This is a genomic window from Vreelandella sp. GE22 (assembly GCF_968212445.1).
In genome coordinates this window covers 783,909-803,917 of sequence record NZ_OZ309110.1, presented here as the reverse complement: position 1 = coordinate 803,917, position 20,009 = coordinate 783,909, and the positions used below count along the sequence as shown (strand labels likewise).

Below are 20,009 nucleotides of genomic sequence, written 5' to 3'. Positions count from 1 at the left end.
CTTCAGCCGATCATTGGGCGCACTCGATGTACCATTCAAGGAATGAATAATAATACATCATACAAATGAAAGATTATGGTTAAGCATGGGATACGGCAAGCTAAAACCACTAAAGCAAGACCAAAGTTTAAACGGACAAAGAAGTCTTTCTACATTAGGCCACGCTTTTAAGTTATAAAACGCAAAAGCGTACTTTTTGAAAAACACAAGGCAGGTCAAGGGGAAAGCGCTGAATCCATCCAATACTTAATTTGAAAAGGGCTACAGCGGTAGCCTCTTTGGGACGCTATAGGCTTACCGCTAGCGTCCCCTTTTAGCGGCGATGCACTGTGACCTAGCCTAATAACAAACACTTTGGCAACGCGAAAGCCCCATAAAAATCCCCCCGTCGGAAATGAGAGAGCATGCGCAGCCGCAGCGTTTCATCTTTTGATCAGGCATTCCAGGGCGTGGGCAGCCCGGCGCTCACCTTGCGCGCGCACCGGGCTGAGCGCATCTTTTAGGCTAGCGTTTCAAAAAGTTGCTCTTCACCAGATGCACGACCTCGTCCATGCGCCCGCTCAGCACAGCCTTGGCCGAGTAGAGGGCGGTCGCGCCCACCTGCCCCGCCGCTACCTTGGGCGGCATGACCAGCTCCATCGGGTTGGTCATGACATCCAAAAGCGCGGGCCCGGGTTGGTTGAGCCACTCGGTGATCGCGCCCTCCAGCTCGTCCTCGCGCTCCACGCGTTTACCCCAAAGCCCAACGGCACTGGCCACTTCGCCAAAGTTAGGATTTTGAAGCTCGGTGTAGGCGTCCAGCATCCCTTCGACCTTCTGCTCCAGTTCGACGAAGCTCAGCGACTGGTTGTTGTAGACCACGATCTTGAGCGGGATTTTGCGCTGGACCAGCGTAAGCAAGTCGCCCATCAGCATCGAAAGGCCGCCGTCGCCACACATGGCGATGACCTGGCGATCCGGATAAGCCAGTTGAATCCCCAGCGCCTGCGGATAGGCATTGGCCATGGTGCCGTGTTGCAGGCTCGAAAGCGTACGCCGCTCTTTTGAAGTATGGATGTGGCGCAGCATCCAGACATTCACACTGCCCGTGTCGGCAGTGAACATCGCATTCTCATCGCTTAAGCGGTCGATGGCCAGGGTCAGCTCTTGCGGGTGAACCGTCTTATCGTCCTTGGTGTCGTGGGCCGACTTTTCTAGAGACTTCTTGTAGCGCTTCAAGCACTTGTCGAGCCAAGCGGAATGACTATTGGGCTGAACGGTCTGGTTTAGCGCCTCGCAGGTTTCGGCAATACTGCCAACGATACCGACATCCACCGGGTAGCGCTTGCCAATCTGGGTGGGCTCGTGATCGACCTGAATGATGCGCGCGCCTTCCGGGTAGAACTGGGCGAAGGCGAAGCTGCACCCGAGCAGCAGCAGCGTGTCGCACTCCGCCACCGCGTGGTAGCCCCCTTCCAGCCCGTACACACCGGTCATCCCGACCTGGTAGGGGTTGTCGTACTCGATGTAGTTCTTGGCCCGAGAGGTCCAGGCGATGGGCGCTTGAAGCTTTTCGGCCAAGGCGATGACCTGCTCGCGGGCATCCTCGCAGCCGGCGCCGGCAAAAATCGTGATCTTGCCGCCTTTATTGAGCTCTTGAACGGCGGGCACGAGCGCCTCGGCGCTGGGGCGAATCGAGTAGTCGAAGGTGTGCGTTTTAAAGCTCAATTCGCCGGCGGGCTGTTGCGTCATGACGTCGCCAGGAACGATCAGCACCGCTACGCCGCGCTTACTAATGGCCGCCTGCGCAGCCATGGCCGCCATGCGCCCGGCCTGTTCGGCGGACACCACGGTTTCGCAGAACACGCTGCACTGCTTGAAGATGTGGGTTTGATCCACTTCCTGGGGGAACTGGCTGCCGATTTCGCCCAGCGCAATGTGGCTTGCGATCAGCACCACCGGCGCGTTGTTGCGGTGGGCGTCGAAAAGCCCGTTAACGAAGTGCAGGCTGCCTGGCCCGCAGGAGCCGGCGCAAAGCGCGAGCTCGCCGGTCATGTACGCCTCGCCGCCGGCGGCAAAGCCCCCCACTTCCTCATGGCGCACGCCGATCCACTCGATGTCGCTTTGTCGGAGCGCATCGGTGAAGTGGTTGAGCGAGTCCCCCACGACGCCGTAACAGCGCTTGGCACCGGCGTTTTGCAGCGTATTGACCAGTATCTCGGCGACATTCGAACTCATGGGCGACTCCCTTCACAGCGTTGATGTGGTCTCTTAGCTTAGCCCTGAACCGGGGTTTTGCCGAACGCACGGACGTTCTCTTTATGCTGCAATGCAACAAAGCTGCTATACTAAGCGTCTATGGCCACGGTTAAGGGTTCAAAACCGCGGTGACGTTGGCTTGCACTGAGTCAGTGCCAGCTTTTAGGGCAAAGCCTGGTGGTATAACCTGCAGAGGATTCAACATGAGCTTATCGACATCCGGTGCTTGCCTTGATCAGGAAGTACTCGCTTTTTGGCAAGCACAGGCAGTCTGGCAGTACGCCGCCAGCGAAGGAATTGCCGAATATACCGACCAATTAAGCAGCTCCAAGGGGTTGGGCTAGGCTCTGTCTGAAAAGTGCCTGCGCTCGACAATACGGCGTTAAAAATTGGCTCAAAATACTCATTTACATATGTAAACTCCGTTTTTTCGCCAATTTTTGCCTTGTCTTGTCTTCGCTCGTCGACTTTTCAGACAGACCCAGCACTCGATCGTAATACCACATCCTGCTTTTCCCGCCGCTTCGGCAAAAGGTCATTCACCATTGGCGTCAAAACCAAAAACTTCATTAAAGAAGCTTCGCTAAAACGTTAGCGTAATGTACCCCGCCTTGTAAGCATTTGCTTACAAGGCGTCTTCTTTTGTCTCTGTTTTTATAAACAGCCTTATAGACCGCCAAAGCGATGCGGGCACTGCCTGTTTATTCAGACCCTACACTTGAATACATGAAAGCACTTAGCCGGTGATTCAAGAAAATAAAATAAAGTTTATTTTACAATAATTTACGTATAAAAATGGCTAAAATGCCGATAAAAATCGCCAATAAAGTGCCTTTTTTACCAAACCTGCTACAGCACTCACTACATGTTAGCCTACTCTCTTTAGCGCCGTTCTGACGCTTTCTCATAAAAACCTATAAAGCTTCATCGCGGCTTAGCGCGTTTTTAAAATGGGTGGTCCTCCTATACATTCTCGGTTAATATTAGTTAGCCTCGAACAGGCTTTATTAATTCAAAAAGTGTTTAAACAAGCTCATTCATTAAGGAACTGACAATGCAGACCCCGTTTTTAGGATCGAAAACCCGCTACGCATTAACCTTGAGCGCCGTATTGGCGATGAGCGGCTGTCAATCTGGTGCAGACCTGGGGGGCCTGATGTCAGCGGGCACCAATATGGCCGGCGCCGCCATGATGTCCGATCAGCAAATCCAACAGATCGGTGATCAAACCATTGCCCAGCTGGACGCCGAAAGTCAGTTGGTGGACACCAATAGTCAATACGCTACCCGCCTGCAGCGCTTGACCCAAGGCTGGGAAGAAGTGGAAGGCCACCAGTTAGACTTCAACGTTTATCAGCAATCCGAAATGAACGCTTTCGCGGTGCCGAACGGCTCTATCCGCCTCTATAGCGGGCTGATGGATGAAATGAACGATGACGAAGTTCGCTACGTCATCGCCCACGAGATCGGCCACGTCGCACTGGGTCATTCCAAAAAAGCCTTCCAGGTGGCCTACGCCGCCTCTGCTGCCCGTGAAGCCGCCGTTTCAAGCGGTAGCTCTACCGCAGCGGTACTTTCCTCCTCGGAGCTTGGTGATCTGGGCGAAGAACTCATCAATGCCCAGTTCTCGCAAAGCCAGGAGAACGAAGCCGACGATTACGCCCTGCAAATGCTGCAGAGCCAAAACCTGAATGCCGAGGCATCGGTCTCTGCGCTGCGCAAAATGGAAGCGCAATACGGTAATAACAGCAGCTTCTTCTCCAGCCACCCGGCGCCGGGTGATCGGGCCAGCCGGCTATCCAACTCGCTCAATTAATCGCCCCGCCCAAGGCGTCTACCCGTCATTCGGGTAGACGCCTTTTCACGCCTCGTCACGTTTTCCTGCTCGGTAAAGCCCATGCGAGCCGCTTCTCATGCGTGAGAAGGTACGGGGTCGTGTTCATCAGCAGGCTCGCTTAACCGCCGCTCGAAAGAAAAGAAGGCGGCCAGCGGGTGGGTGGATCCCTCGATCAGAGCGCGCAGCAGCGGTGCGCCCATCATCGAATAGGTGATACCGTTGCCGCCGTAGGCCAGCGCGAAATGCACGTGCGGCCCCCAGCGTTCGACGGGGCCAAAATACGGCAGCCCGTCGTCGGTCTCGGCGAAGGTACCGGCCCAGCAGAAGGTTGGGTTGATCGCAAGCCCAGGCCAAAGCGACTCGACCTTGTGGGCGAGCCCATGGGCTTTTTCCATCACGCGTTCGTCGCGGCGCTTGGGCACGTCGTTGTCGTCGTCATCACCGCCGACCAAAAGCCGCCCTTCATCGGTGGAACGCATATAGAGATAGGGCCTGGCAGACTCCCACACCAGGGTATGGCGAAGCTTGCCCAGCACCTGTGGCGCAATGGGGTCGGTCACGAAGGCGTAGCTGCTGCGGTTTTTCGCCACCGGCTTGTCGAGCCAGCGCTGTGATTCGTAGCCCGCCGCTATGATCACCTTTTTAGCGCGCACCCGGGCAGCATTTTTCAAGGTAACCACCACCCCCTGCTCATCGGGCGAAAGACTCGCCACTTCGGTACGATCGAATACCTCGCCGCCCTGGCGTTGGACACGCTCGAAAAGCCGGTACGCCATCAGGTAAGGGTCCAGGCTCGCAGCGAGCTTCGAAAGAATCGCGCAGGGTGCATCGATAGCGTAGCGCTCATAAAGCGCCTCGCGATCCAGCCACTCCATGTCGAAGCCGTGCTTGTCACGCAGCGCGTACTCGGCTTTCAAGGCGTCGACATCGTCTTCACTCGAGGCGTAGTAGAGGCTTTCCTGGCGCTCGAAGGAGACATTGCTCAGCTCACCGGCCAGCCGCTCGAGCGATAAAATCGCCTCGCCGCAGCCTTGATAGGCCATCACCGCATGGGGCTCGTCATACCGTTTGGCAAGCTCCACCATGTGGGTATCGATTTCATACTGCAAAAGCGCGGTGCTCGCCGCGGAGCTGCCCCAGCCGATATCGCGACGCTCGAAGACGACCACGTGGTGGCCGTGCTGGCTAAGCTCATCGGCGATCAGCGCGCCGGTAATGCCACCGCCGATGACAACGACGTCGCAGGTATGGTCGTGGTCCAGTTGGGGAAAGGAAACAAGCAGGCCATTTTTTACCGCCCAGAACGGATAACCGCTTTTAAGATCCATTTAATTGCCTTCTCAAGGTTGTCCTGTTAACCATAGTGTCTGGACAAAGAATTGTCCTTACGCCGCATGAAAAGTAGAGGAGCCTGGCATGATTGATTTACGAAGCGATACCGTCACGCGCCCGAGCAGCGCCATGCGCGAGGCGATGCTGGCCGCCCCGGTGGGCGACGACGTCTGGGGCGACGACCCCACCGTCAACGCCTTCCAGCGCCATCTTGCCCAGCGTACCGGCAAGGAAGCGGCCCTACTCTTCCCCAGCGGCACGCAGAGTAACCTGGTCGGCCTTATGGCCCACTGCGAGCGCGGCGACGAATACATCGTGGGACAAAATGCCCACACCTACCGCTATGAAGGCGGCGGCGCTGCGGTGCTGGGCAGCATTCAGCCCCAGCCCATCGAAAACGCGCCGGATGGCAGCTTGCCGCTGGAGAAAATAGCCGCTGCGGTCAAGGCCGACGATATTCACTTCGCGCGCACGCGCTTGTTGGCGCTCGAAAATACCATCGGCGGTAAGGTGCTGCCTTTCGAATACATCCAGCGCGCCACCGCACTTGCCCGCGAACACGGCCTGGCCACCCACCTGGATGGCGCGCGCCTGTTCAACGCCGCGGTGGCCACGGACACCTCGCTCGAAAAACTTTGCGCACCCTTCGATAGCGTGTCGCTGTGCTTTTCCAAAGGGTTGGGCGCGCCGATCGGCTCGGCACTGGTCGGCTCCCACGCGCTGATCGATAAAGCCCGGCGCTGGCGTAAGGTGGTGGGCGGCGGTATGCGCCAGGCGGGTATCATTGCCGCCGGCTGCCAGCACGCGCTAGACCACCACGTGGCGGATTTGGCCGACGACCACCGCCGGGCCGCACGCCTGGGCGAAGGGCTGGCCGCGCTACCCGGCATTACGGTGACCTCCCAGGCGACCAACATGGTGTTCGCCCAGGTCGATGAAGGCCATGTCGAGGGGCTGGCCAAGTGGCTCGAGGAACACGACATTTTGCTCGACCTGGTTTACGCCACGCGCTTTGTCGTACACCGCGACATTAGCGACGACGATATCGAGCGCGTGCTCGAGGTGATGCAGGCGTATTTCGACCGCTAGGGTCCGTCTGAAAAGTCGACGAGCGAAGACAAGACAAGGCAAAAATTGGCGAAAAAACGGAGTTTACATGTGTAAATGAGTATTTTGAGCCAATTTTTAACGCCGTATTGTCGAGCGCAGACACTTTTCAGACAGAGCCTAAGCCGGCCTACAGGCGGCGCAGCCCCCACATGAAATAGGCGCCACCGATGAGCGAGGCGACCAGGCCCGCTGGAATGTCGTAGGGAAACATCACCTGGCGGCCGATCAAATCCGCCAGCACCATCAGCAGCATACCGATCAGCCCCGCGCCCAAAAGATGCCACCAGGCGCGGGAGAAACCGGCCAGGCGTGCCATGTGCGGTGCTAAAAGCCCTATGAACGAAAGCGGGCCAACGACCAGGGTAGCGCAGGCGGTCAGCACCGCCACCAGTAACAGCAAGGCCAGCCGGGCCCGGTTCAAGCCGATGCCCAGCCCCCGCGCGGTGGCCGCCCCCAGCGGTAGAATATCCAGCCAACGGGTAAAGGGCAGCGCCAAGAGAAGCAGCCCGGCGGCGGCGACCCCCACCAAAAGCGCGCTTTGAATATCCACGTAGTAGGTCGAGCCGGCAAGCCAGGCGATCACCTGCTGGCCGCGCGGGTCGCCTCCGGCCAAAATCACGCCACGCACCGCATCGAACAGAGCGCTGACCGCCACGCCGCTCAGCAGCAGACGCTCGGGCAGAAAGCCGCTTCTCTTGTTGAGCACGACCAGAAGCGCCAGGGTCGCCAGCGCGCCTAACGTCCCCACCCCCACCAACTGAGCGCTCCCCGGCGTGGGCAGCCAGTAGATGCCCAGAATCAGCGCAATGGCGCAGCCCCCACTGATACCCAGCACCTCGGGGCTTGCCATGGGGTTGGCCGAAAGACGCTGCAAAAGGGTGCCCGCCACCGCCAGCATCAAACCGCTAGCCGCCGCGGCCATCACGCGGGGCGCGCGCCACTCCATCACTGCCGCGTCGAAGGGCGACACCAGGTTGAGCCCGTGGCCGCTTTGGCCGACCGTTAGCCCCAGCAAAGCCGCGCCCGCCAGCAAAAGCAGCAGCCACAGGGCCCGCCGCCCGGGTGCCGAATGGCGAAGCATGGTCACCCCCGTGGCCTGCGGGGGCTGATCGCTTTGCAGCTTCAAGCGCGGGATCAGCCAAAGCAGTAGCGGCGCGCCCAGGGCGCCAGTAATCGCCCCGGTCGGCAGCAGCGTGGCAAGCTGGCCGGAGAAGCGTTGCAGCAACAAGTCGGTGGTGGCGAGCAGCACCGCGCCCAGCACCACCGAGTAGAGCATGCGCGCCCCCAGCCGCCGCGCCCCGGCCATGCGTACGATGTTCGGCGCCGCCAGGCCGATAAAGCCCACTATCCCTACCACGCTAACCACGCTTGCAGTGATGAAAACGGCCAGCCCCAGCCCGGTCAGGCGCAGATATTTAAGCGAAAGCCCAAGGCTTTTGGCGCTGGCGTCGTCGAGCTCCAACACCGCCAGTGGGCGGATCAGTAGCACGGCGGCCACCCCGCTCAGCAAAAGCCTAAGCGAAAGCGTGGCCACACCCTCCCAGCCGTTTTGCGCCAGCGACCCCGCGCTCCAGATCAAAAGCCCCGCCAGGGTTTCGTGGTTGAACAGTAAAAGTGCGGTGGCCAGTGCCCCAAGGTAAAGGTTGACCACAAGCCCTGCCAGCACCACCACAACCGGCGCCAGCCGGCGCTTCCAGGCAAGCCCGAACACCAGCGCCATGGCGGCTGCGCCGCCGCCAAGCGCCACCCACTCGCGCCCGTAAGCCAAAAACCCGGGGGCCAGCAGCGTCGCCATCATCAGGCCGAGATTGGCACCCGAGGCGACCCCCAGGGTGGTGGGCGAGGCCAGCGGATTACGCAACACCTGCTGCATCAACACCCCGGCAAGGGCCAATGCGCCGCCGGCCAGTAGCGCCATCAAAAACCGCGGCCACCAGGTAAAATGGAGCAGCAGTGCCTCGGCGCTGGCAAAATCCGGGCTAAAAAGCCCGCTAACACTGTTGGCAACACCGCCCTGCTCCGCCAAAGCCAGTGCCAGCAGCAAAAGCAGCGGAAGGCCGAGCAAGACACAGGTGGTAAAGGGGGTGACGCGAAGTTTTAGTGACATGCCGACCCAACGCCTAAAAGAGCAGTCAATACAGGAGCAAGCGTTGTCATGGAGCAGCCCGGTCGGCAAGAAGTGAGAGAAAATAATTCAAGCGCAGGATTCTAAATGATAAGTATTAACACTACAATTGGACGATCAATTCGCCAAACCACGGGAGCCGTGCATGTTCGAGGTCTTGAACGCAAGCTTTACCATTGCCGGCAAGCCTTTGCTTCACGCCATCGAGCACACCTTCGAGCAGGGCAAGGTCGTCGGTCTGATCGGCCATAACGGCTCGGGTAAATCGACGCTGATCAAGCTGCTCGCGCAGCAGCAGCCACTCACCGAAGGCGCCATCCACTTCGACCAGCGCCCACTTTCCCAGTGGGGCCACCGCGAGTTCGCCCGTCAGGTGGCCTACCTGCCCCAACAGTTACCCCGCGCGGAGAACCTGACCAGCCGCGAGCTGATCGGCTTTGGCCGCTACCCCTGGCACGGGCTTTTGGGCCGCCATACCCAAAAAGATAAAGCCGCGATCGAGCGCGCCATTCGCCTGACCCATATCGAGGCCTTCGCTGACCGGCTGGTCGATACGCTCTCCGGCGGCGAGCGCCAGCGGGTGTGGCTTGCCATGCTGCTCGCCCAGGGCAGCCGGTTTTTGCTGCTGGACGAGCCGCTAGCCGCGCTGGACATCGCCCATCAGGTCGAGGTGCTGGCGCTGGTGCGCAAGCTCTGCGACGAGCTCGATCTGGGCGTGATCATCGTACTGCACGATATCAACATGGCCTCGCGCTACTGTGACGAACTGATCGCGCTGCACAGCGGCCGTCTGCTGGCCCAGGGCACGCCCGGGGAGCTGATGCACGCGCCTACCCTGGAGGCGATTTACGGATTGCCCATGCAGGTCATCGACCACCCCAGCGGCCACCACTCCATTGCCGTGGCCCAGTAAGTACGCAAAGTGATCGGCCTACGGGTTTAATTGATAACCATTATCGACTAATCTGATCAATGTAGAACACGCCGGGGCGCTGCCCCGCCCTGGATAAGGAGAGCGACGATGCCCCTGGCCCTACGCGAACCCGAACCCCGGCGCCCCGCCACCCTGGCCGAGTGTTACACCGACCGTTTGGCCCACTTGGCGCCGCCGCACATTGGCGGCGAGCCGCCCCCTGGGGCAATAAAGGCCGCGCGCTGGCGCAACCCGGCGCTGCTGGAGCAGGACATCGCGCAGTACGCCGCCCAGTTTCCCGGTGGCGACCGCCGCGCCATCGTCTCGCTTTGGTCGAAGTGGCTGTTCAGCACGCTGACCGTGCCCACCGTGGTCTCGCACCTGCTGCTCGACCGGGCACTGCCGGTTAGCCTGGACGAGGCTTACGTGCTACTCAACACCCAGGGCTGCGCCCAGGGGCTCTGGCTTGCCCAGGGCGGCGAGCCGGTCACCACCCGTGACCCGGCCAAGCGCTTTGCCGCGCTGATCGACGGCCACTGGGCGCCGCTGATCGAACGGCTATCCGCGCTTTCCGGCGCCGCGCCCCGGGTATTTTGGAGCAATGCTGGCGGCTACCTCGACTACTACGTCAATCTTTTAGCCGAGCACCCTTTCGTACGGCCAGCCGCTTTGAAGGACGCCCGGGCGCTTTTGGAGTCGCGCACCCTCGACGGCCAACGCAACCCGCTCTACCAGCCGGTGAAAAGTTTCACGCCCCAGGGGTCGGATGAAGTGAAGCAAGTGCGCAAGCTTTGCTGCTTGCGCTACCTGCTGGACGAGTTCGAGGTGTGTAGCAACTGCCCGCTCGAGGGCTGCGACCGACGCGCCCGCAAGCGCTAGCCGCCGGGGCTGATCTGCGCCACGGCGTCCGCGCTTGCCTGCTGGCGCTGCTCTCCGGTCAGCTCGATCAACTCCCCCTTCGCCATTTCCAAAAGCCGGTCGGCATGCACGAAGTAGCTGTCATCGTGGCTGATCGCGAACACGGTTTTTCCCATCGCCTTTAGATGCGGCAACAGCTCACGGTAGAAAAGCCGCCGGAACTGCGGGTCCTGGTCCGCCGCCCACTCATCGAGCAGCAGCACATCGCGCTCTTCGGCAATGGCGAGCAGCAGCGCCAGGCGCTTTTTCTGGCCCTGGGAGAGGGTCGGGTTGGTGACGCGGTCCTCCTGCCACGCAAGCTTTTGCGTCATCTGCAGCCGCTCGAGCCAGCGAGCCACCAGCGCAGGCTCAGCGGCACCGCCCCCCGGGCCCATTAGTTGATCGAAGGCGTGGAAGTCGGTAAATACGCTGGCAAAGCGGGCGCGAAAGGCGTCCCACTCGGCGGCACCGATGCGCTGGTCGTCGATTTGAATGTAGCCGCTTTGTGGGCGGTACAGCCCGGAAAGAAGCCGCGCCAGCGTCGACTTGCCGCTGCCGTTACCGCCAATCAGAAATACCTGCTCGCCGCGCTGAAGGGTCAAATTCAACGGCCCCACCTGAAAGGCGTTTTGCGCGCCCCCCTCGCCTTCGTAGCGGTAGACCACGTCGACCAGCTCGATACGCTGCCAGGTTTTGAGCGTATCCTCGACCTCGAAACCGGGCCGGTACTCGGTAAGTTCGAGGCTTTTGAGTTTATCGAACGCCACCTGGGCGCTGATCAGCGTAGGCCAGGCGCCAATGGCCTGAATCAGAGGGGTGCGCAGGAAAAGCAGCGTGAGCGCGAAGGTCGCCGCCGTGGCCTGGCCCGCCCACCCCAGCACGTTGGCCATGAAAAACACCACGCCGATCGCGCCGAGCATCATGATGTTCGACCAGTTATTGGCGCTTAAATGGTAGGTATCCGCGCGAATGATATGGTGGCGGTAGGTCTTGGCGTTCGCCGTGTAGGTATCGTCGAAAAAGCGCTGCGCCCGCGCGCGGTTGAGCGCTAGTTCCTTGCGCCCTTCAATAGCGGTCTGGTAGTCCCGGTATAAAAGATCTTCGCTTTCGCGCACCAGATGAAAGTGGCGGTACACCTTGGACACCAGTAACCAGCCAATCCCCATGGTAGCCGCCATCCAGGCCACCGTTACCAGCACCATCTCCGGCGAAAGCCACGCAAGATACGCAACGCACGCCACGCTCATCACGATGCCCTGCACGAGTTCCGGCAAGCGTACGAAGCCAATGGTGATGTTGCGCACGTCGCTTGAAAGGCTCGCCAAAAGCGTGGCGCTACCGGCCCGCTCGAGGCGCTCGATATCGGTATCCAGCATGCGTTTCAAAAGCCGGGAGCGCAGGTTATAAACGAAGTAGTGACCCAATAGCGTGAGCGCGAGCTGGGTGGCCAGGGTAACCGCCAAAAGCAGCGTCAAAAGTCCCATGAAGGGCAGCAGTACGGAGAAGGTACTCTCGGCGGTGATCAAACGCTGGTTGATGAAGGCGATGACCCCCACCCCTAACCCGGCGCTTAGAAGGCTCAACCCCATGGCGCCAAGAAAGGCCCAGCGGTAGTGCGTAAAGACGACCCGCAACAACTCCATTAGAGACTCCCCCGTGGTGTAAGCCGCGAATTGTGACGCACTCACCCGCCAAGTCAATCAGCAAGTGATTGTCATTTGCGCTTACGATGTCCGTTCAAGTCCTCAGGAAAAGATCAGCAGCGCAGCGCACCCGGCCGCCCCCAGCGCAAAGGGCCAAAAGCGGCTGTGCCGGTCCTCCGGTAGTTCCTCCTTGAGCACGTTCAGCACGATGCCCCCAGCGACGAACGCATACAACACGCCCACGAACGCCTCGGTCACCTCCACGGCGCTGCCGATCAGCCAACCCACCAGCACCGAGGCGGCCAGCACCCAGCGCCCGCCGGCGCGGTAAGTGTGGCGGTGGTGCTGCACCAGAGCGTGGTCGTTGACGAGAAAGTGAAACGACATTGCCAGAAAGAAGAACACTACATCCGGAAACTGGTTGTCGCGATACACCAGCAGGTAGCCGATCAGGGCGTTGTAGAGAGAGAACGAGGCGGCGTGGATCCAAAACACACCGCGGGATTCGTGCAGCGAAGCGCGTTGAGAGCCGCCACGGTGGGAAGAAAAGCGTTTGGCGCCCTGCTCCAGTCCGTAAAAAGCGCAAAGCCCCGCCAAAGCAACGATATAGGCGTTATGCTCCAGCACGAAAAGGGGGCCGTGCTCTTCGATGGTATCGTGGGCGTCGCTTAGCGCCGGGAAGATATGAATGAATACATAGCCCACCGACACCCCGCCTGCAAACGAGAGCCAGGCGCTTCGGGGGATGGCGTTAAGGCGCTGCAAGCGTCCGGCGAATAGATGGACACTGGCAAGCCCTAGCGCAAAGACGATTTGCAGCGCCATACCCTCACTCCCTTGAAGCCGCCCTGGATCAGTCGAACAGGCTCATACGCTTGGTGACGTTGTCGCGCTTGATACGCCAGTGGAGCATCGCACCGCCTACGTGAAGCACCACCAACACCAAAATGGCCCAGCCAAGCAGTTCGTGCCAGCCGAAAAGCGTTTGGGAGAGCGCGGCGTTCTCACTGAAAAACCCGGGCAAGTGCCAGCTAAAAAACTCGACGGGGTAGCCGCCGGTGGCCGTTGCCGCCCAACCGATCAGCGGCATCAGCACCAGCGCGATGTACAAAAGGTGATGTACGCTTTTGCTGACGATGCGCTCGAACGCATTCAGGGGCGGGTCATGGTCTGGCACCACGAAGGCGATGCGCGTGATGATACGCAGGGTCATCAGTAGCAAAATCGTCACGCCCAAGGTTTTATGCCCGGTATACAGAAGGTTGGTGAGGGTCGTTCCCAAAAAATTGGCCGTACGCTCGAAGCCCCAAGTGCCAAGCGTTAGTCCCGTCGCCAATGACACCAGTACCGCCGCTGCCACCAGCCAGTGCAGCACCCGATGAGGGTAAATATAGTGATCCAGCTCGTGCATCGCTTGCTCCTGACGCCTAAATCTTTATGAGGAAAACGCTGCCCTAACCTTATAACGCTTCGCCAATGGCCGCTAGCTGTTCGCGAATTAACTCTCCCAACCGCCGAGCGGGCTCGGTGGGCCGATGAGGCGCGCGGTGCAGGGCAAGCTCGATGGAAGGAAGCCTGGGCAGCCCACTCGACTCGTCCAGCGGGCGAAGCGAAGGTGTGAGCATACTGCGGGTCACCACCACCACCGCAAGGCCTGCGGTCACGATTGGCGCAAGCCCGGCCATCGACTGGCTGGTGTAGGCCACGCGCCAATCGCGCCCCGCCGCCTGCAGGGCCTGCTCGGCTACTTCGCGAAACACATCCGCGCCGGGGGAATAAAGCGCCAAAGGGATCGGGTCGCTCAAAAGTGGCTGCTGGTTCATGCCCACCGCCCATAAAAGCGGCTCACGCCGGATCACCTCGCCGCCCGGCGAGTTACGTTGGCGCGTGACCAGCGCAAGGTCGATGTCGGCATTTTTGACCTGCTCCACCAGGTGCGCGCTGGTTCCACAAATCACCGTCAGCCCCACCGCCGGGTAAAGCTGGTGAAAGTAGGCGAACACCGACGGTAAAAGCGAGGCGTAATCCTCGGGAATGCCCAGGGTCAGATCACCGGTTACCTGGCGGGCTTGCATATCGCTAAAGGCCTCGTCGTTCAACGCCAGCAGGCGCCTGGCGTGGGCTAAAAGCCGCTCCCCTTCCTGGGTAAAGCGTAGCCGCCGGCCCTCCCGCTCATGCAGCGTCAATTCCAGCTGCGTTTCCAGGCGTTGCAGCTGCATGCTGACCGTGGACTGGGTATAGGCCAAGCGTTTGGCCGCCGCGGTGACGCTGCCGGTGTCGGCAATGGCCACCACCGTGCGAAGCAGTGACAAGTCAAAAATGGGTGCACGCATATATCACCACTATTGATAGGTATCATCACTAAAGATCGATATTGTGATGTTTAACCAAGGATTATGCTTATCACCACTGACAGAAGGCAAGGTTTGTTTATATAGAAGGAGCTGCTTCATGCAACGCGTTCACACCCCTGTTCTCCCCTCTCGCGGATACAGTATCGGCGCCGCCCTTATCGCGGTCGCGCTTTGGAGCGTGGCGCCGCTGCTGGCGGAGATGGCGCATACGTCGACACCGCTGCAGTTGACCGCGCTGACACTTTTGGCCGGGGCGCTTGCCACACTGCCGCTGAGCCGCAAGACCGGGGTGAGCACGTTGAGCATGGGGTGGCGCATTAGCGTTTGGGTGGGCGTACCGCTGCTCATTCTAGGCGCGGTGAGCAGCTACTTCATCGGCATGCGGCTGGCCCCGGCAGCGGAAGCCGCGCTGATCACCTACACCTGGCCGGTGCTTTTCGTACTGCTTAGCCAGTACAGCCGCTTTAAAAAGCTGCGCATCGAAGGGGTGATCGGCGCGCTGATCGCGTTCTCCGGCGCCTCGCTCCTGCTGCTACCCCAGGCGATTAGCGGCGGGCTGGGAGGTGAAGTCATCGGCTACGCGATCGCGCTGTTATCGGCGTGCTGCTGGGCGCTCTACTCCTGGTTCGGGCAAACCGCCCCGGTCGCGCTGACCCCGCTTCTACCGCGCCTTTTATTGATTGCCTGCGCTATCGCTACCAGCGCAAGCCTGGTGCTTGAAAACAACCTGACCCTGCCAAGCGGCGAAGCGCTGCTGGCCGGTATCGCACTGGGCCTTGGGCCTTACGGCATCGCCATGGTCGCCTGGGACAAGGCGCTGCGCTGGGGGCATTCGAGCCTGGTCGGCAGCCTGGCCTACGGCGTGCCGATTCTCTCCGGGTTGCTTTTGGTGTTGGCCGGCATGAGCGTACTCGACTGGCGCCTGCCCACCGCCGCCGTATTGGTCGTGGTCGGCTGTCTAAAAGCGGGCCGCTAACCCGGACTCCCTCTCTTACTCGGCGAGCCCGAAACACGCTTTTCTATCAACAAAAAAAACCGCCACGACAACGTGGCGGTTTTTCGTTCTGCCCTTGAAGGGTTTTGTCAAACGCTACGGGCGCTATCCCGGCTTATTGATCCAGATAGCGCGGCTTGGCAATCCCCTCGAGCGCGTCGAGCGGGATTTCCAGTTCGGGCTGGCCCACCGCGTAAGGAGCGATCTCATAGACGTCGAACTTCACCACCCAGTGATCCTCCATGGGCGCGACGTTGCGATGATCACTCAGCGGCCAGTTCGCGGCGAAGGTATCGTCCTGGTCGATGTCGCTCAACCAGCGCCGATGCGCCTCGCCTACCAACTGCTCGAAGGCGGCCTCGCGACCATCGATCAGCATGTCGTCCAGGCCGACCGTGCGCGCCTGGCGCTCATCGATCACCATGAACTCGGTGGCGGGCAGACCATGTGCCTGGCCGTTGAAGTAGGTGTCGCTATTGAGTTCGATGATCAGCACGTCGTTGTAACGACCCACGACATCGGCTTCCAGCAAAACCGCGCTGGCACCGCCATCGGGCATGGGCATACCGTGGCGGTTTGCCTGCTCGAAAAAGTCGTTGGCGTAGCTTGCCCAGCTGGGTGAGGACGCGCTGCCCTCACCCGGTGTATTCGCGCGCTCGCTCGGGGCCAGCGCGATCAAGCGGCTGCGAAGCTCGCGAGTAAGCCCGGGGGACTTGGGGAACTCGAGCGCGGAGACGCGCACCTGGGCGCAGTTATCGCCTTGACACTCGGGCGCGACGAACTGCTTCTCTTGGGCCAGCGTTACGATGGCGTAAGGCTCGACCGGCGCGTTTGGATGACTTTGGCAGCCGGTAAGTACCAGCGCGGCCGTGGCCAGCACGCCCCCTGTAATACGTTGCATAGTAGATCCCTTTTGAGTTCTATCCTTGTAGCGCCGCTTTAACCGTCCAATAACGCCAAGCGGCCCTATAAATGTAAACGCCCTTGCCGCACAAAGCGAACAAGGGCGTTGCGGAGAGCCGATAAAGGCTATCGACGCTTAGGCTCTGTCTGAAAAGTGTCTGCGCTCGACAATACAGCGTTAAAAATGGGCTCAGAATGCTCATTTACTCGGTGTAAACTCCGCTTCTTCGCCAATTTTTGCCTTGTCTTGCCTTCGCTCGCCGGCTTTTCAGACAGACCCTAGGCGTCTGGCTGCATCTCGGTGGGCTCGGCCTCGAAGGAGAGCTCGAACAGACCGCTGTCATAGGAGCTAAACCCACGGGCGTGCACCGTGTAGCGTCCCGGCAAAAGCGATACCTCGAGCAGCGCGTCGGTTCCACCACCGCTGTCGTCATCGGTGTAGGAAACTCCATCGCCGGTGAGCTCCAGGTAGGCGTCGAAATCCGTGGAGTCCATGGCAATCGTCACCGCCGAGCTCTCTTCCAGCTCGATCTGATAGAGCACGTCTTCGCCGCTGTACCAGCCGTTGAGCGTTTCACCAATGCCAAGGTCGCCACCATTTTGAAGCTCGACGCCATCGGGTAGTTCGCTGCTTTCTACAGAAAGCGCGAAAAGCCCGCCACTCCCGCTTTCATAAGGCGTGCGCGCGGTAATCTGATAGGTGCCCGGTGCCAAAAAGTCGCTCAACCGAGCGTCCAAACCGTCGCCGCCGTCGTCGTTTTCACGGTAGTAGCCGCTTTCATCGCTAAGCTCCAAAAACGCGTCGATAGCGTCAGAGGTCATATCGATCTGATAGATACCCGCTTCTTCGATGGTGAGCGTATACGCCAACGGCTGGTCGCTGTACCACCCGTTGAGCGCCTCACCCGGTGCGATCGGGCCATCGTTTCGAAGCTCCCCGGCTTGAAGGTCGCTGACCTCGGCGGTCAGCGTGTACATGCCGCTGCCCGAGCCGTAAGTCTGTGCCCTGACGGTATAGTCGCCGGGCGCTAGAAAGTCAGCGATCTGCGCATCGAGGTTGCCGCCGCTGTCGTCGTCTTCACGCTGGTAGCCGTCCGGGCCTTCGATGGTCAGATACGCGTCGAAATCCTCTGAGCGCATATCGATCTGGTAAAGGCCGGCTTCCTCGATGGTGAGGGTAATGGCCTCCTCCCGGGCCTGCAGCCAACGATCCGACGGCTCACCCACCGTGAGCGTATCGCTATCGCTTAGCTCGACGGTGCGCGGGTAGAGCGTGAACGGGCCGTAGCTGCTGGCGTCCTGTCCACTCACGACCACGATGTAATCGCCGGTTTCTTCAACGCGGTAGCGAAGCGTCTCGGCGCTATCCAGCAGTTGCAGCTGGTCGTCATAAAGCGAGGTCACCCCTAAAAGCGCTCCGCTCAGGCTCAGCTCGACAAGGGTGTCTTCATCGAGCGACAGCGCATAGCGCATCGAGCGGCTACCGTCCTTGCCATTGAGCTCGGCGCTTGATGTGAGCTCGCCGCGAAGGCGCTCATCGAGGGTCAAATAATCAAGCCCGCGAAGCGCCTCGGGTCCCTGCTCGGTCTCGGATGCATCGGGGTCGGGGTCGGATACAAGATCCAGCCCTGGCACGACCTGGGCGATCAAAAAGCCGGTCAGGGCGCCGCCTAAAACACCCACTGCGAGCGTTAACGAAGAACTGTTAGCCATGGGATCCCCTTTTAAGACCACTATTCGAGTGCGAAATATAGTCGCATAGCTTTGCTTACATGGCACCTTACTTATAAAGCGCGCAGCCCGTTTTTTAAGAGTGGGCAACGCCTACTCCCTTGATGAATGGGGCGCTTTAACTGACTGATCTCACTTAAAGAGCGGCCAATTGAACTAAAATCGTAACTTGGGGTACATCTTCGCCGAATATCGCAAAGCTTGCTGAATGTAAACCAGGGCGGTAACATCTCCGGGCCTATCAGGCAACTTTCCAAAAGAATGCCGGATCGACATCAATAGCTGAGGTACTCCAATGGGAGCCCATGCAAGAACCCTAAAGAAAAGCCTATTCGCGGTTTTATTAAGCATCGCTTCAAGTAGCGCCTTGGCCCAGGGCGTCGATCTGCAGGGAGGCGAGGCCTCGTTTTATAGCGACCGTTTCCAAGGGGCGACCACCGCCAGTGGCGACTCCTTCGACCAGCAGGCGCTGACCGCCGCCCACCCAAGCCTCCCCTTTGGCAGCAAGGTACTGGTGACCCGCCCGGATACCGGCCAAGAGGTCGAGGTACTGATCAACGACCGGGGGCCTTTCGTTCAAGGCCGGATCATCGATCTTTCCAAACGTGCCGCCCGCGAACTTGGCATTGTGCGCCGCGGCACGGCCCCGGTCATGCTTACGCTGATCAACTAGCCACTTGCAGAACTCAACGGCTAACGCACCCTCTCTCGTGCGCTACCCCTTGGGTTAACCCGTTATTTTATAAAACCTTCTCGCTACAAAGCGGCCCGCGAACGGGCCGCTTTTTTTATTCATAAGCGATTGGCGAACTAGCGGCGGTACTTATAGTCTTTATGTTACCTGGCTAAACGTCAGCTTTTTAAATCGCCCCATCCAGCAGGAGGCTACGATGCAGTCACGCTACTTTACATTGACCGATTACCCGCAAGGGCTACCCAGCCGCGAGCTTTTCAAGCTGGAAACCGAAGAGCTTCAACCCCTCGGCCCGGGTGAAGTGCGCATCCAAAACCACTGGCTGTCCGTCGACCCCTACATGCGCGGGCGCATGAGTGGCGTGCGCACCTACGTTGCGCCCTTCGAGCTTGGCAAGCCCATGGAAGGGGGCGCTATCGGCGAGGTCATCGAATCCAACGATGAGAAACTGAAAGCCGGCGATAAAGTCAGCCACATGGGCGGCTGGCGCGATGTGGCCCAGGTGCCCGGCGAAGGCGTTACCAAGCTGCCCGACCACGACGTTCCCGACCAGGCCTACCTGGGTGTTCTGGGCATGCCGGGCATGACCGCCTGGACCGGCCTTAACCTGATTGCCGAGTGCAAACCCGGCGACAACGTGCTGGTGAGTGCGGCCAGCGGCGCAGTGGGTTCGCTTGTCGTACAGCTCGCCAAGGCCAAGGGCTGCCACGTAGTGGGCATTGCCGGTGCGGCGCACAAGCTCGCTTGGCTCGAATCGGTGGGTGTCGAGCCGGTCAGCTACAAGGAGCGCACTGCCCAGGAACTCAGTGACGCCATTAAGCTTGCAAGCCCCGAAGGCATCGACGTCTACTTTGAAAACGTCGGCAGCACCTGCCTCGAGGCCGCGCTCGACCAGCTCAACGAAGGCGCGCGGATTGCCGTGTGCGGTATGATCGATAGCTACAACGAGCGCAAACCCGGCCACGGCCCGGGCAACCTGTTTCAGATCGTGGCGCGCAGGGCGAAAATGCAAGGCTTTATCGTGGCCGACCACTGGTCCAACTACGGCTACTTCCTCAACGAGGTGGCGCCGCACGTTGCCGAGGGCAAATTCGACTACCAGGAAACCGTGGAAGAAGGCCTCGAGCGCACACCGGACGCTTTTTTGGCACTTTTCGAAGGCGGCAATACCGGCAAAATGCTGGTCAAGCTGACCGACTAACGCCCTCTTTTTAACCACTTTTTCTTCCCGCCTGCCA

At 59.9% G+C, this 20,009-nt stretch carries 17 protein-coding genes; 8 read left to right on the top strand and 9 right to left on the bottom strand.

The window, feature by feature from the left end; all coding sequences use genetic code 11:
- Positions 1-504: 504 nt before the first annotated feature.
- Positions 505-2,217: a thiamine pyrophosphate-dependent enzyme gene (locus ACWHRL_RS03845; protein WP_447895300.1), complete on the bottom strand. Its 1,713-nt coding sequence runs from the start codon at positions 2,215-2,217 to the stop codon at positions 505-507.
- A 224-nt stretch (positions 2,218-2,441) separates the two neighbouring features.
- Here ACWHRL_RS03845 and ACWHRL_RS03840 point away from each other — a divergent pair, with 224 nt between their 5' ends.
- Together ACWHRL_RS03840 and ACWHRL_RS03835 are read left to right on the top strand one after the other, a co-directional pair.
- The gene (locus tag ACWHRL_RS03840; protein WP_447527959.1) at positions 2,442-2,582 is read left to right on the top strand and encodes a hypothetical protein; all 141 of its coding nucleotides are present in this window, start codon (positions 2,442-2,444) and stop codon (positions 2,580-2,582) included.
- A 710-nt stretch (positions 2,583-3,292) separates the two neighbouring features.
- Complete coding sequence (locus ACWHRL_RS03835; protein WP_447527958.1) at positions 3,293-4,054, top strand: M48 family metalloprotease; 762 nt, start codon at positions 3,293-3,295, stop codon at positions 4,052-4,054.
- A gap of 95 nt (positions 4,055-4,149) precedes the next feature.
- Here the strand turns inward: ACWHRL_RS03835 and ACWHRL_RS03830 are convergent, their stop codons facing one another.
- On the bottom strand, positions 4,150-5,403 hold the full coding sequence (locus ACWHRL_RS03830) for an NAD(P)/FAD-dependent oxidoreductase (protein ID WP_447895299.1): 1,254 nt from the start codon (positions 5,401-5,403) through the stop codon (positions 4,150-4,152).
- Positions 5,404-5,491: 88 nt separating this feature from the next.
- Here ACWHRL_RS03830 and ltaE point away from each other — a divergent pair, with 88 nt between their 5' ends.
- On the top strand, positions 5,492-6,496 hold the full coding sequence (ltaE, locus tag ACWHRL_RS03825) for a low-specificity L-threonine aldolase (protein WP_447895298.1): 1,005 nt from the start codon (positions 5,492-5,494) through the stop codon (positions 6,494-6,496).
- A 148-nt stretch (positions 6,497-6,644) separates the two neighbouring features.
- On the opposite strand, the gene fhuB is transcribed toward ltaE, so the two are convergent.
- Positions 6,645-8,624 carry a Fe(3+)-hydroxamate ABC transporter permease FhuB gene (fhuB, locus tag ACWHRL_RS03820; protein WP_447895297.1) on the bottom strand — a complete coding sequence of 660 codons (1,980 nt, stop codon included), beginning with the start codon at positions 8,622-8,624 and terminating at the stop codon, positions 6,645-6,647.
- A gap of 163 nt (positions 8,625-8,787) precedes the next feature.
- Here fhuB and ACWHRL_RS03815 point away from each other — a divergent pair, with 163 nt between their 5' ends.
- Positions 8,788-9,555, top strand: a complete 768-nt coding sequence (locus tag ACWHRL_RS03815; RefSeq protein ID WP_447895296.1) for an ATP-binding cassette domain-containing protein — start codon at positions 8,788-8,790, stop codon at positions 9,553-9,555.
- A gap of 108 nt (positions 9,556-9,663) precedes the next feature.
- A complete protein-coding gene (gene fhuF / locus ACWHRL_RS03810) occupies positions 9,664-10,434 on the top strand; it encodes a siderophore-iron reductase FhuF (protein ID WP_447895295.1) in 771 nt (256 codons plus the stop codon).
- On the opposite strand, the gene ACWHRL_RS03805 is transcribed toward fhuF, so the two are convergent.
- From ACWHRL_RS03805 to ACWHRL_RS03790, 4 genes are all read right to left on the bottom strand, one after another.
- Entirely contained in the window at positions 10,431-12,095 is a 1,665-nt protein-coding gene (locus ACWHRL_RS03805) for a multidrug ABC transporter permease/ATP-binding protein (protein ID WP_447895294.1), read from the bottom strand. The two genes, fhuF and ACWHRL_RS03805, sit on opposite strands and share 4 nt — an antisense overlap.
- A gap of 102 nt (positions 12,096-12,197) precedes the next feature.
- On the bottom strand, positions 12,198-12,920 hold the full coding sequence (locus ACWHRL_RS03800) for a hypothetical protein (RefSeq protein WP_447895293.1): 723 nt from the start codon (positions 12,918-12,920) through the stop codon (positions 12,198-12,200).
- Between the two features lie 28 nt (positions 12,921-12,948).
- Positions 12,949-13,506 carry a cytochrome b gene (locus ACWHRL_RS03795; RefSeq protein WP_447895292.1) on the bottom strand — a complete coding sequence of 186 codons (558 nt, stop codon included), beginning with the start codon at positions 13,504-13,506 and terminating at the stop codon, positions 12,949-12,951.
- 49 nt (positions 13,507-13,555) lie between these two features.
- Entirely contained in the window at positions 13,556-14,428 is an 873-nt protein-coding gene (locus tag ACWHRL_RS03790) for a LysR substrate-binding domain-containing protein (protein ID WP_447895291.1), read from the bottom strand.
- A 118-nt stretch (positions 14,429-14,546) separates the two neighbouring features.
- Here ACWHRL_RS03790 and ACWHRL_RS03785 point away from each other — a divergent pair, with 118 nt between their 5' ends.
- On the top strand, positions 14,547-15,425 hold the full coding sequence (locus ACWHRL_RS03785) for a DMT family transporter (protein WP_447895290.1): 879 nt from the start codon (positions 14,547-14,549) through the stop codon (positions 15,423-15,425).
- Between the two features lie 133 nt (positions 15,426-15,558).
- Here ACWHRL_RS03785 and ACWHRL_RS03780 read toward each other — a convergent pair whose 3' ends face one another.
- On the bottom strand, positions 15,559-16,344 hold the full coding sequence (locus tag ACWHRL_RS03780) for an RsiV family protein (protein ID WP_447895289.1): 786 nt from the start codon (positions 16,342-16,344) through the stop codon (positions 15,559-15,561).
- Between the two features lie 281 nt (positions 16,345-16,625).
- On the bottom strand, positions 16,626-18,059 hold the full coding sequence (locus ACWHRL_RS03775; protein ID WP_447895288.1) for a hypothetical protein: 1,434 nt from the start codon (positions 18,057-18,059) through the stop codon (positions 16,626-16,628).
- Between the two features lie 313 nt (positions 18,060-18,372).
- Between ACWHRL_RS03775 and ACWHRL_RS03770 the strand changes: the two genes are divergently transcribed.
- Both ACWHRL_RS03770 and ACWHRL_RS03765 read left to right on the top strand, forming a co-directional pair.
- On the top strand, positions 18,373-18,750 hold the full coding sequence (locus ACWHRL_RS03770) for a septal ring lytic transglycosylase RlpA family protein (protein ID WP_447527945.1): 378 nt from the start codon (positions 18,373-18,375) through the stop codon (positions 18,748-18,750).
- Positions 18,751-18,967: 217 nt separating this feature from the next.
- Positions 18,968-19,972, top strand: a complete 1,005-nt coding sequence (locus tag ACWHRL_RS03765; RefSeq protein ID WP_447527944.1) for an NADP-dependent oxidoreductase — start codon at positions 18,968-18,970, stop codon at positions 19,970-19,972.
- The last annotated feature ends 37 nt before the right edge of the window (positions 19,973-20,009 follow it).